The organism is Janthinobacterium sp. PAMC25594 (assembly GCF_019443505.1).
GTDB lineage: Bacteria > Pseudomonadota > Gammaproteobacteria > Burkholderiales > Burkholderiaceae_D > Janthinobacterium.
In genome coordinates this window covers 1839984-1852424 of the sequence record NZ_CP080377.1, presented here as the reverse complement: position 1 = coordinate 1852424, position 12441 = coordinate 1839984, and the positions used below count along the sequence as shown (strand labels likewise).

Genomic DNA, 12441 nt, shown 5'->3' with positions numbered 1-12441 from the left:
CGTGGAACACTCGTTTGCGCAAAGGGAATTATTTAAACAAATTGGAAAGCCACGCAATGATTCCCCCTGACCTTTTCTGAGTGAGCGCTTCGTGTCGCGGTTGCATCGAGGGTGACGGCGGCACGGGGACTACTGGTGGCCTCGGAATGACCGTCGCCCGGGCTTTGGCAGGTGTCGGTGGGTTCTGGTGGCTTGGGCCGCCTGAGTACACTGGCGACGCCACTTTCCCTCTTGACGGGGGCGGAGGTGTTTGCTGCCGCATGCGCTCCAAAGCAAGTTGATTCGCGCTCAAGCTTCTTGGTGCCGCACTCGTGCGTGGCGGCGCCTTTTCTACGACAGGCTTAGAACTCTCTACGGCGAGTTTCTGCAACGTGCTGTTATTCGTTCGCGCTGGAATCAGGTCGGGCTTCTGATAAGGCGTCAACCGGTACTTGGCTTCCTTCTCGGTCAACACGGTCACCTGAGCGAGTGTCGCGGCTGCAATTGTCATGTGGTCATAGGCACCTTTCCGAAAAGCCTGGACCAAGCCGCGAACCGTAACCCAGCGGCCGACCCAAGCTTTGGTGGGCCTTTCCTTGCTTCTAGCTAACGCATCGCTCCATAATGCTATCGTTACGCTTTTTCCTCTCCAGTCGCCGAAATTCAGGAAAGCATATTCTAGGTAATCTGGGCTCACATGAACGATTTTTCCAACTAATTCAATCATTGACCCGATGTTTTCCTGAAATGCGGAGAAATTAGCCGCATCGAGAACGGTGTAGGGACTTATGTAACCGGAGCCAGTCGACGCGGCTATGGACAACTCACTCTCGCTCATCCGCTGCGGGATATTCCTGCGTGAGATGAAATCGTCAAGGCTTGGAATTTGCACAAACTGCGCTGTACAAATGGTCGCGAAATTTTGGACATCGCGCTCCAGACCAGGGATTTTGGCTAATTCCGCAAGGATGCGCGAACCGCCGGGATTCGCGAAATCGTTCGCCCTGCAAATGATGACACCGGCGCCGCTTTGTGACGAATCCCAGATGGAGGGCCTCGCGCACAGCGCACGCAAAGACAGGTTTAAAACAATGAAGGAGAACCGGTCTAGTCGAGCACTGAAGTGGGAGGAGTCACGCTTTGGGTGCTGATAGTCCCGATGGCCCAATTCCGCTCCGCCGAGCGACGCTATTTCCGGGACGAACATTCCGTCGTAGTCAATGAGCTGAAGTTGACGACCGCTGTCGGCCACCATGAGGTTGCCCTCCTGGATGTCTCCGTGAGCGATATTTTGCTCCTCAAGATACGCCGCAAGCTTCCCCAAAGACGCAATAAGGTTCGTTAGCTGTATCGAGTCGTGAAAGTTCGACTCTACGAAGTCGCCTAGCGTTTTCCCCTCGGCCCACGCCATCTTTACGACCGGGTAAACACTTTGGTTCGCCTTGACGCCTGTCGGTTGGAAATCGAACCTTACGAAGTAAGGAGATGCCAAGGACGCGAGTTTCGACGAAATCCCCGCATATCTCCGTTCGATACCCTTCGCTTCCTTGTGGAAGCAACGCACGGCATACTTAGTGCGATTTGTCTCGAGCGCATAGGTCAGGGCGAATCCACCAGACACGACGATTGGGGTGCCCATTCCAGAGGGCCGAATTCTCCCCGCAGCAAGTTCCGGGTCAGTGAACGCCGTTTTTGGGTACTGCAGAGCAATTTGGTACTGCTCGATGCTTGGGTATGCCATGGTTTGCTCAGGAAGACTCAACAATCAATCGGATGAGCGTTGAATCGTCCAGTTTCAATTTATTCTCCGACCGTAGTCGCAGGGTTAACGCGGAGAACTCTTCCTGTATCGTTACGGCGTCTAGGAGTTCTAGTGCCGATTCCCCGGAGCGCTGATTTTTGAGTAGCCACTGCCCTACAGCATCGGTCATCAGGTAGATTACATCGTCTGGCAAAATGGTCCAGGTCTTGCTACTGTTCCGCTGGAAGAACCCTGGCTCTTTAACGAAAGAATTGTTCGGCGAAAGAGTCGACAGCAGCATCGGGTTCTCATCGAATTGCTCTGCCTGCTCATACGGGAAAGTGGACAGAAGGAGTCCATCGCGCACATGGACGGCAAGGCTATCGCCTACCGCCAGGACTTCGACCTCGCTGCCATTTTCTGCCAACTGCAGCGCCAGGAGCGTCGCAAAACTTCCGCGTTCAAATGCCATTTGTTTCGACCACGAGAGCGCAGAGAAATCGACCGTGGTGTTGTACGCCGTGATGGCGGTGCTCACCCAATCCCAGTCAAACATTTGGTTGGCCGAGTACTTGTCGACAAGGGCGCGCGCCCAACGCTTTGAGTCGTACGACTCCGAGGCGCCATCAGACAATGCGTAGCAGGAGAGCAATTCGTCGCATGCCCAAGCGTCCTCGTTCAGCTCGGGGCGCTCCAGGTCCTTCGGAACTGAAGCCGCGAAATCTTGACGTAGCCGCACAGGAATTAGCGCAACTGCGATGGGCGTGTTCCGATATCGAAGAAGTCTGCAATCTCGCCGGCATCGGCATTGAAGATGTAGCCGCGCGATTCGAAAGAAACCTGCTGTCCCTTGTCCTGCACCGCTTTTACAAGATGTTCAGGAAGTTGGCTCGACATACGGAACAAGAGTTTCGCGTACTGGTCAGGCAAGTTCCCTTCACCGGCAGGAAATGACACCGAGCTACCGCCCTGCGCGCTAACGTGGAGGTTCAACAATAATACACTTCCATCGTTAGTCGAGAACTGTCTTAACGTGTCAGCTAGTTGTTCGGGGTCACCGTCCGTGGATTCGCCATCAGTGACGTGCAGGACGGTTGGAGGGTAGCTGTCCGGATGGCTGTCACACCACGCCGCGAGCTCTGCACCTGCGAGACGAATCGCTTGGCACATTGGCGTATCGCCGTTCGCCTGTGGCTCGAACCATACGGGGAATTTTACAGATTGCTCAATGACGCCGCCGGCGCCGTCGTCCACTTTTCGCTTGCGGTCCTCGACCCGAAGGGGGGCGGCCTCAATTGCCGAGATAGGATTCAGGATTTTGGCGCCGAGCGGACCATGCAAACTGTTTTGCGCGTTTCCGTTGCCGTAGCCGATAACGCCCAGCTCGAAGTAGTCACGGACACCATCCGCTTTCGTGCAGCGAGTTACCAAGTTCATAAATGTTCTATTGAGGACGTCGGAGACGAACTGGGCTTTTGTCTTTTCAGATGTTGACATGCGGTCACCCATGGAGCCCGACTGGTCTACAAGAAACAAGAAAGCAGTGGGCGCACTGCGCTGAATAGCCGCTTGGTATTGCATACGATGACTCCCTATGGTGTTGTGAAAAAACTACCCAAGCATTTTAAACTATTTCCTGAAAGAAAGTAATTTCCAGAAGAAAGTCGAGCGCAGTTCGTGGCATGGTTCAACTGCGTCCTCCAATCGGGACAGATGGCTATTGAGGTTGCTGGGGTCGGCGGCGCGATTATGCTGACGCCGCGCCCCTGCAGAGGTGGGGCACCGCCAACGGCACGCAAGGGACTCGTAAGTTAGATTGCAGAACGTTCTAAGCACTGCCCCGTTCCTTGCCATTCCGCAAGCTAGGGCTGACTACTTACATATATGCTGCACTTGCGTTACTGTGATGATAGCCGCCAACGACGGCAGCCGGCACTGGCTGTGTAAAAACGCAAAAACACGACATTTTTATGAGTAGGGTGACCATTTTCTGTGCCGTAAAAACCGTGTAGCGGCCGTTCTGAACGGTCTATTTTTTTTTCACGCCGCATTTCTCTGCGTTTTACACAGCTTGGGTCAGAAGCAGACACAGAGAATCGATGAGTGGGAAAGCATTTGAAACGTGTGCGACACTTGGAGCCACTAATCTCAAAGGTAACTATGAACTTGAATTTAGCTCTCATCGAACGATGGCTCACTGGCCGGAGCCTGGCTCGGGGTCTTCCGCTCCCGCTCCAGGACTCCGGTGGACTATGCGTCGAGGTCGGTACTGCTAAAGAGACGCGCCGCCATGTATTCCTCGACGCTGGGCCGGCACTGCAAGCCTGTGCCGCGCAAACAAATGCGCCCCTTATCTTTTTGAAGGCAGCGGTTGCGCCTTATGTCATGCGTGCGGCACTTCCAGAGTGCTGGAGAACTGAGGACGCAGCGTATCTAATGCACGGCCCGACGGCAATGCCCGGCAAGGCGACATTACCCGCGGACTACGATATTTTTCTGGAGGCCGAGCATGGTGGTTACCTGTCAAGACCGGCCTGGTTATATACGCGTTTAACGAATAATTCCGGCTTTTTCTCCTGCCATTTCTTCATCGCCTGAATCGGTGTTGCGTTATCCAAGGCGCGCTGGGGAATGTTGTGGTTGTAGATTTTCAGGTAATTGCGCAGCGTCGATTCCAGTTCGGCCCGGGAGCCGAAACGAGTCTGGTTGACGACCTCGCTGATACGGCCATTGAAGCGTTCGACCATGCCGTTGGTTTGCGGGTGACGCGGCGGAATCAATCGATGTTCGATCACCAATTGCTTGCACAGCACGTCAAAGACATGCTTGCCGCTCGGGATACGGTCGCCGCTGACAGGGTCTTTTTTCTTGCTGGTAAAACGGTCGGTGAACTGGCTGCCGTTGTCAGTGAGTAGTTTGACGATGGTGATCGGGCAAGCATTTTTCAGTTTGAGCAGGAAGTCGGTACTGCTGCTGTCGGACTGGTTGGCATAGATTTCCATGAAGACCCAGCGTGTGGCGCGGTCAATGGCGACGAACAGGTAACGGCGTTCGGTTTCATCGAGCATCTGCGGTAAGTACTTGATATCCATATGTAAAAAGCCCGGCTCGTAGTCCTTGAACGACTTTTTGGTAACCGGTTTGTCGTCTTCGAGTGCGGCCATTTTAAGCAAACTGGAGACACCATGGCGCCGCAAGCAGCGGCCCAGGGCGCCACGCGAAAGCGCCGGGTTGACGAACTCACGCGCCACCGCCAGCAAGTCGTCGGTGGGCAAAAGCAAGGTGGTGCGTAGCGCGATGACGACCAGTTCCTGCGCTGGCGTCAGCGTCGTATGCATGGTGTGGGGCCGGTGCGAACGGTCCTCGGCGCTGTCGCGGTTCTGCCATTTACGGATCGTCAGGCGGCTCACGTTATAGCGCTCGGCAAGCTCCCGTTGGGGCAGTGTCGAGTTGCGGATTTCTTCCCGGATCAGGTGGGTGGTGCGGGCTCGGCTGTGAAGGGCTTGGGTCATGGCGCTGGCGGTGAGGTGACAGGAATCAACAGTGTACTCAACAGGCGCCTGGCTTTGAAGTAGGGCAAGCTGCGAATAGGAATATGATCACCCAATTCTAAACAGGTACCTAGCACGCGTCGTCCATGCTAGTGGCGAGTTGGCTGCGTCAGGTCGCGTCGCAATTCGTGCGGGATGCGCTGTGTTTGACCAAATCGTTACCGATGAAGCCCATCGCCGCTCTGGCCTGGCTACCGTGGTAATGCAAAGCCTAGATAAGTTGGCCGAAAAGGCCGGTGCGACAGAGCGACTCTTGGTCGCAACGGAGGCCGGACGCGCCCTATACGAGCGTCTAGGTTGGACCGTGCTTGCACCATGGTCAACAGCGGTGCTGTTTGATTAGCGTAATTTACCAAAGAGATATTGTTGACCGGCGGCTTTGGGGCGATTGCAGATGGAGGCGTAGGCCGAAAACAGTGCTAAGTGCCAGTGGTAAGCTATTGGACTTTCTCAACCTAAATCTGGAAACAGCATGCCGCAAGCCATCGTACATATAGCGCTTGTCGTACGCGACTATGACGAAGCAATCGATTTCTACGTCAATAAACTTGGGTTCGAGTTACTCGACGATATCCATCAGTGGGAGGAGGATAAGCGCTGGGTTGTCGTCGCCCCACCAGGCGGGGTCGGCACCACACTGTTGTTGGCCAAAGCATCTAAGCCTGAACAAGAGCCGTATGTTGGAAATCAAACTGGTGGGCGCGTATTCCTGTTTCTGAACACTGATGACTTCTGGCGCGACTATGAACGTTTGCGTGCTCATGACATCACATTCATTCGGGAGCCCAAGGAAGCCGAGTACGGCACGGTGGCCGTGTTCGAGGACCTGTATGGCAATCTATGGGACCTACTACAGCTGCGTGCTGAACACCCAATTGCAGTGCGCCTTCGTCCTCGTTGATTACATCTGCTAGGCTCGCTGTCGTTCGCCTTCTTGGCGAAGTATAAGAAGCCGGCTCCGCTGTTGACGCGGCAATCCGAACTTCCGCTTTGGGGCGGAAACTACCAACAGCGGCAACCCGTCAGAGCGGACCATCACCCAAGGCGCAAGGTCAGTCGTCTGTGGGCTGGGGATAGTTGCGACGTGACCGGTGTGGGTAATGCGAGTGGATAATCCGTAATTACACCATTGACACCGCGTATTAAACATGGATATTCTGAACTTCCGATTTACCAATTTTCCCTAACAGTAGTTTTGACCGGAAGAGGTATTCAAATGGATGCGCAACAACTCATCTCGGAATTTCTGTCGTCTGACCATGGGGCTCAAGCGACCCAGGCGCTGGAAGCACAAGGTATCAATGCGGACGACGCTCAGCAAATGCTGAGCCAAGCGGTAGATGTGACGCACGCTCACCTCCAAGAGCAGTCCGAAACATCGGGAGAGGAACATACGGGCCGGAACTTTTTTGCCGGTTTAGCGGCCGGACTGGTCAGAGGCGACGGCTTCTTCAAATCGTTGCTGGACGGCGGTGAGGGTATGCTTGCCGGCAAGGTGACCGCAGCCTTAGCCGAGCGGATGGGTATCGCCCCCGGCGCAGCATCTACCGTCGCGGCCGCAGCCACGCCGTACATCGCTGCGTTCCTCAAAGAAAAGCTTACTTGAGCAATCCCATCTTATGTCAGCATTGCAACGCGATAATGAGTCAGATGCCTTCGTCGTGCAGGCCTTTCCGTGGCCTGCATCGAAACCTTTGGTTTTAGCCGCCGCATCGCTCATGTACTCGCAGTTCTTGGTCATCCAGGATGGCGAATCGGTGTGTCGCGTTGACGGATTGAATCCGCAGGCGAGAGCCGCCAACCGCGACAGGCCCTTTTCCGCCACAAGCAGCCACTCCCATGCATTTCCAATGCCCGCACAAGATTTAGGCAGAATAATTTAAGATGCGTCATAAAATACGAGAAGAACTAACCGCCATCATTCCGTTGGATGAATTGGAACGATGCCAAATTGCGAATGCACTTGAGTGGATTGATTCTGGCGAAGAATTGTACCGCTTAGCGAAGCCCGCAACGCCGCCAAAACACCTAGTGTCCTACTTCGTGGTGGTGGATGATGAGCATGTACTACTCGTTGACCATCGGAACGCCCAGCTCTGGTTACCTCCTGGTGGTCACGTCGAAAGAGACGAGCATCCGCGTGATACAGTCATCCGTGAACTTGAGGAGGAACTGGGCTTGGTCTCCTCGCATCGCATTGATGCCCCTCTGATGGTTACCGTAACCACGACTGTGGGTTTGACTGCAGACCACACCGATGTATCGCTGTGGTATGTGGTAAAGGCCGACCGGACAACGAAGATTAAGTATGATGAGGAAGAATTCCAATCGATACGATGGTTTCCGTTTGGTACCTTTCGAGCGAACCGACCCGCATATGAGGCGCTTCCTTTCTAAGCTTTCCAACAATCCTGCTTTTCCGGCCTAAATCGGCCAGAAGCGGACATCACGAACTACTCCTCAAACAACTTTTATCTAACTGCCAATGCTTAAGCTGCTTAGCAAACTTTTGGGACGGGACTTGACCGCCCCACCTGAGCCACCTGTTGAAGAAGACGAGAACCTCTCGGACGCACAGATTCTGAAAGAATATTTTTCTGCGTCTACACAGGCTAAACAAGCCCTAAGACGTTTCCTTACTCCCATAACTGCGCAGTTGGGAACAGAGGAAAGTCAGCGCTTAACCAAGCTTGTAATTTCACATTTAGGGCGCGGCGATACAACAAGTGAAGCAATCGAGAGCGGCATACTCGACGACGAGGGGCAGCGGCGGGGCAAGTGGGTTTTGCTGCAAGTCGACTGGAAGGCCACTGAGGAAGTGGAATGGCAGGCGAACGAACTGCTTACCGTTGCCGGAATTAACGAAACCTGGCACCTGCAAGGCGGAACACGTACTACGGTTCCGAGAGCACTGCTAGAGTTTTCCTCCTGGGTCAAACCCAGGGGAGGCCGTTTGCTTCATCTCGACTTAGGAAACGATGCGTATTACGCACTGCTGATGTCGGAGGAAAAATCGGCAGAGATTGTTCAAATGGCGAAGAAAGCTGGTCTGAAAGTTAAGGAATCAGATGAGTTTGAAGTCGAGCATCGGCCCGAATGACGCAAGAGAATCTGTTGGGCGAATGTGGAGCGGCGCGTCATGTGATTGCTAGGACACCGTGCTAAGGTCCGCTCCGGGGCGAACCCAGCCTGTCGTGAGACGCGCTAGATTTTTGTACTGACGACCTGCTATGCTGAGGAAAACGGCCGGGTTCGGCCAATACCAGACGGTCCGTGATGGCTGGGAGGAATGGCGCTCCCTCGACATAGGGGAAAGCTCTCGCATAGAATCATTGCTCTGAATCACTCAAGAGGTAGCAATGTCAATTCGTAAAGCTCTTCCTATTGATAATTCCGGTGCCAAGGCTGTAGTACAGAAATCATTAGCTTCTTTCGGTTTAATCGCGGATTTTGACACTTTAGATGCTGCCATTGGTGCGCTTGGCCAAGCCAACACCCCTAACGAAATCGAATTAGTGGCAGAGGTAGATGGCAAGCTAGTCGGCTGCCTTGCAATTCAGCGTATGGAAGGGGCTGTCGCCAAGCTGTTCGGCTTCCACGTCGATGCGAGCATGCACGGACAGGGCATCGGCAGAATGCTGTTGAGCGAGGGAATAGCACAGGCCGTTATCCATAACTTCACTCAACTGGAACTCAAGACTTGGGGCGACATGGGGGCTGCGGTTCACCTGTATGAGTCTTTGGGATGGGTTCGTGGACCGGACCCACTACCAGAAAGTGGAGCGGACCGCTTTTACTGCTTGGCACTAATCAAGTAAAACCCGACTTAATGAGCGCCGCCCGCAGCTGACGACTATTGGAAAACTGAATGTTTGTAATGGGGCGATACCTGGCAACAACAGCAGCCGGCCAAGAGCGGACGATTTTATCGAATGGCAGTCGAGGTGACTGTCATGGATTGGGACATATTGAGAATGAAATTTAAGTTATTCAGCCTTTACACCCTTATGCTCTGCGCATCGGTTGCTTCCAATGCCGCCACAATCGGTGACGTGAGCACTACCGCTGTCGCCAATAAATTTCTGGATGCGTTACAGCATCAACGTTACAGGGACGCTGCGGCTATGTTTGCACCTGGGGAAGGGGCCGGAGATATCGCTACCACCGAGTACACCTTAAGGCGAATCGACGATAGTCTTGGTGGTTTCTCAAGCATGCATCCTATCGTAGCTCTACCTGATGGGAAAAGTATTAAGTTGGAAGTTGCGGCGCATCAAAATAGAACTATGAAAGTTCCGAAATTTGTTCAGCTTCGATATGTCTCTACTGCCGGTGACGGGGAACCTGTTTTTTACGAATTGAACCTTACAGTTGACGGTATGCCAGCACAGATATTGTCGTTCGGGCTACATTTCCCCGCGACCGATACACAATCGTTGAAACGTGCGAACCAGCTCGTAACTACCATCAACCGTTGAAGTTTGCCTCAAGACGGCAGTAAACGGCCAAAAGCGGCCGTAATTGATGGCACTGTGATTTAAAAAAAGGAATATAAATGATTTATGTTGAAACGAAACTGGGTTCAAAGTCGTTCTGCTACGTTGCTACCTCAGAAGATTTTCGTCTGCGCACCGGAATCGAACCGGTTCTCAAAAACGACTGTGGCTGCAGAGCCAATACAGTCGGATGTTTGTGTGGAATAGACGCTGAGGCGACAGCATCGAAGGGAAACTTCAAGCTGGATATTGGCGATAAATATGACACACACAAATATCTCTTCATGACAATAACAGGCAATATCAACAATAATTGGCCTAGCACAACCGGGAATCCCTCGGGGATAAATCGGGGAAACAATCCGCCATAATTTCGCCGTTGTCGGCCAGAAGCAGCCTCCCATCGAGAAAGGTCATCGTATGGCTCAGTTACCTGAATTTGTAATCAATGCGCGAGACGAGGCGAATGCTGCTGCAGACGCTCATCATGATGCTTGGGATGAATTGCAGGCCATTGCTGAGCCGTCCTACGAGGATGTAGAGAAATGGATAGCAGTGCGGGAGAAGTTCTACTTTGCGCAAGAAAGGTTCGAAAAGTTATTATGGCAGGCGTTGGGTCGTTAAGCCGCTTTCGGCCAAAAGCAGCCATTCAACTCTCTGATTCTCTGTGTTTAAGACACTTGCGAAATTTATATGACTACCCTTTTAATCATTGACATGCAAGTAGGAATGACTTGGCCAAAGGCTGAGGTTAGGAATAATCATCAAGCAGAGGCGACGATTGCGAGACTTCTGAATGAATGGCGGCTTCGGAAAGCGCCAGTGGTTCACGTGCGCCACATCTCCAGGACGCCCGGTTCGTCGTTCTGGCCAGGCCAACCGGGTGTAGAGTTCCAGCCGGAGCTTTCTCCATTGGCAAACGAACATGTAGTCGAGAAAAATGTGCCTGACGCCTTCATCAACACCGCGCTTGACCGCTGGCTTCATGTGCGTGGACAATCAAGTGTCGTCATCGTTGGAGTTAGTACCAATAACTCCGTGGAGAGTACCGCGCGAACAGCCGGCAACTTGGGCTTCAAAACCTTCGTTGTACCAGACGGCACGTACGCATATGCGAAAACCGATTTCAACGGTGTAGAGCGTTCCGCCGAAGAGGTTCACGCTATGGCGCTTGCCAATCTGGATGGCGAATATGCGTCGATTATTAGCTCAGACGAAGCATTGAACGCAGCGCATACCTTGGGATAAAAAACAAGGGTGCGGTCAGCACTTTGTCAAAAGAGGCCTGTTGGTCGTTGGGCTCCGAACGAACGTTTGCCTTCAGTGATTCAACCCGCGAATAGTACGGAGACATCCATGTCAACGCAAACTTTATCCAAACCATTTCCATGATACGACTAGCTATACCTAGCGACGCCAACGTGATAGCTGCAATCTACAATCACTATGTCCTTAACACGACCATTACATTCGAAGAAGATGCTGTAACCCAAGAGGAGATGGCATCCCGTATCAAAAGTGTGAGCGCGCGATTGCCCTGGTATGTCTACGAGCGGGAAGGCAAAGTTATTGGCTATGCATATGCCACTCCCTGGCGTGCCCGGAGTGCGTACCGTTTTTCGGTAGAAACTACGGTTTATGTTGCGCCAGAATATGCGCGTCAAGGAATTGGCCGACAGCTCTATCTCACTTTGATTGATACGTTACGTAATAAAGATATCCAGGTGGCGCTTGGAGGCATCGCTCAACCCAACCTTCCGAGTGTGGCTCTACATGAAAAAATTGGATTCGAGAAAGTCGCGCACTTTAAACGTGTCGGGCGTAAGTTCGAACGGTGGATTGATGTTGGCTACTGGGAACTTCAACTGCGATAGCTGCGTAAAACCTAGTGTGCAGATTCACAATGCATTACTTGTGATGTGAAGGTCCGCTTTGGGGCGCAAGCTGCCAATGACTATAATTGCTTGCGGATTCAATCAGGTAGCCCTAAGCCGGCCTGGGCAGGCCAAGCAGCCACAGAGCAAACTATAAGAGTTCCAAAAGCTAACCGTTTCAGGTCTGCGTCTTCCACACAGATATTTAAGGTGCCCGCTGGCTGGTGGAAGGTAGGCGGGCCACATGGATTAGTCTTCGTCCTCGTGGTGGTGGCGATGCTCATCTCGGTCATGGCGCCGCTCATGCCAACCGTCGTGGTCCCAGTGCTCCCGATGTTCGCGTTCGCCAGGCCGAACGTAGTAGTACTCCGCACGCGGCACGTACACCGGTTGCTCCTCCACCCATACCTGGAGTGGTTCGCGATAGACTGGCACTTGAACGCGGTCGATGACGGTACGGCAGCGTTGCACACTCTGGGTGGAGTAGCTTGGCTGGGACGACATACGCTCACCGACCATTGCGCCTGTTATCGCGCCAACGGCGGTGGCGGCGGTGCGGCCATTCCCATGGCCGACCTGGTTGCCGAGCAAACCTCCGGCAATGCCTCCAATGATTGCGCCGCCGGCGTCGTAGCCACGCTGCTGCACTTGAACTTGTTCGTTCCAGCACTCTTGGCGAGGGCGTTCAATTGTCTGATATTCGGTTGCAAAGGCTGCTGCTGGGAGGGCGAGGGCTAAAAGTGCCAAGCTGATTTTGCTTTTTTTATGATGGTTCCTTACGTTCTTTCTGACGCCGGTCC

15 protein-coding genes are annotated in these 12441 nt (G+C 53.2%); 10 read left to right on the top strand and 5 right to left on the bottom strand.

Annotated elements, in window-relative coordinates; all coding sequences use genetic code 11:
- Nucleotides 1-28: 28 nt before the first annotated feature.
- The 4 genes from KY494_RS08130 to KY494_RS08115 form a co-directional block, all read right to left on the bottom strand.
- Complete coding sequence (locus KY494_RS08130; protein WP_219890560.1) at nt 29-1720, bottom strand: serine/threonine protein kinase; 1692 nt, start codon at nt 1718-1720, stop codon at nt 29-31.
- Nucleotides 1721-1727: 7 nt separating this feature from the next.
- The gene (locus KY494_RS08125; protein WP_219890559.1) at nt 1728-2276 is read right to left on the bottom strand and encodes a hypothetical protein; all 549 of its coding nucleotides are present in this window, start codon (nt 2274-2276) and stop codon (nt 1728-1730) included.
- A gap of 188 nt (nt 2277-2464) precedes the next feature.
- Entirely contained in the window at nt 2465-3301 is an 837-nt protein-coding gene (locus KY494_RS08120) for a vWA domain-containing protein (protein ID WP_219890558.1), read from the bottom strand.
- Nucleotides 3302-4236: 935 nt separating this feature from the next.
- The gene (locus KY494_RS08115) at nt 4237-5232 is read right to left on the bottom strand and encodes an IS481 family transposase (protein WP_219890557.1); all 996 of its coding nucleotides are present in this window, start codon (nt 5230-5232) and stop codon (nt 4237-4239) included.
- Between the two features lie 181 nt (nt 5233-5413).
- Here KY494_RS08115 and KY494_RS08110 point away from each other — a divergent pair, with 181 nt between their 5' ends.
- The 10 genes from KY494_RS08110 to KY494_RS08065 all read left to right on the top strand — a co-directional run bounded on the left by KY494_RS08110 (nt 5414) and on the right by KY494_RS08065 (nt 11641).
- Entirely contained in the window at nt 5414-5614 is a 201-nt protein-coding gene (locus tag KY494_RS08110; RefSeq protein WP_375143464.1) for a GNAT family N-acetyltransferase, read from the top strand.
- 129 nt (nt 5615-5743) lie between these two features.
- Nucleotides 5744-6172, top strand: a complete 429-nt coding sequence (locus KY494_RS08105; RefSeq protein ID WP_219890556.1) for a VOC family protein — start codon at nt 5744-5746, stop codon at nt 6170-6172.
- 315 nt (nt 6173-6487) lie between these two features.
- On the top strand, nt 6488-6877 hold the full coding sequence (locus KY494_RS08100) for a hypothetical protein (RefSeq protein WP_219890555.1): 390 nt from the start codon (nt 6488-6490) through the stop codon (nt 6875-6877).
- 278 nt (nt 6878-7155) lie between these two features.
- Complete coding sequence (locus KY494_RS08095) at nt 7156-7668, top strand: NUDIX domain-containing protein (RefSeq protein ID WP_219890554.1); 513 nt, start codon at nt 7156-7158, stop codon at nt 7666-7668.
- A gap of 124 nt (nt 7669-7792) precedes the next feature.
- The gene (locus KY494_RS08090) at nt 7793-8371 is read left to right on the top strand and encodes a hypothetical protein (RefSeq protein ID WP_219890553.1); all 579 of its coding nucleotides are present in this window, start codon (nt 7793-7795) and stop codon (nt 8369-8371) included.
- 259 nt (nt 8372-8630) lie between these two features.
- Nucleotides 8631-9089 (top strand): GNAT family N-acetyltransferase, encoded by a 459-nt coding sequence (locus KY494_RS08085; protein ID WP_219890552.1) that lies wholly within the window; start codon nt 8631-8633, stop codon nt 9087-9089.
- Nucleotides 9090-9224: 135 nt separating this feature from the next.
- Entirely contained in the window at nt 9225-9749 is a 525-nt protein-coding gene (locus KY494_RS08080; protein WP_219890551.1) for a hypothetical protein, read from the top strand.
- Between the two features lie 438 nt (nt 9750-10187).
- Complete coding sequence (locus KY494_RS08075; RefSeq protein ID WP_219890550.1) at nt 10188-10391, top strand: hypothetical protein; 204 nt, start codon at nt 10188-10190, stop codon at nt 10389-10391.
- A gap of 69 nt (nt 10392-10460) precedes the next feature.
- Nucleotides 10461-11015, top strand: coding sequence for a cysteine hydrolase family protein (locus KY494_RS08070; protein WP_219890549.1), 555 nt, complete (start codon nt 10461-10463; stop codon nt 11013-11015).
- A gap of 140 nt (nt 11016-11155) precedes the next feature.
- The gene (locus KY494_RS08065; RefSeq protein ID WP_219890548.1) at nt 11156-11641 is read left to right on the top strand and encodes an arsinothricin resistance N-acetyltransferase ArsN1 family B; all 486 of its coding nucleotides are present in this window, start codon (nt 11156-11158) and stop codon (nt 11639-11641) included.
- A 249-nt stretch (nt 11642-11890) separates the two neighbouring features.
- Here KY494_RS08065 and KY494_RS08060 read toward each other — a convergent pair whose 3' ends face one another.
- A complete protein-coding gene (locus tag KY494_RS08060) occupies nt 11891-12388 on the bottom strand; it encodes a glycine zipper 2TM domain-containing protein (protein ID WP_258194740.1) in 498 nt (165 codons plus the stop codon).
- Nucleotides 12389-12441: the final 53 nt, after the last annotated feature.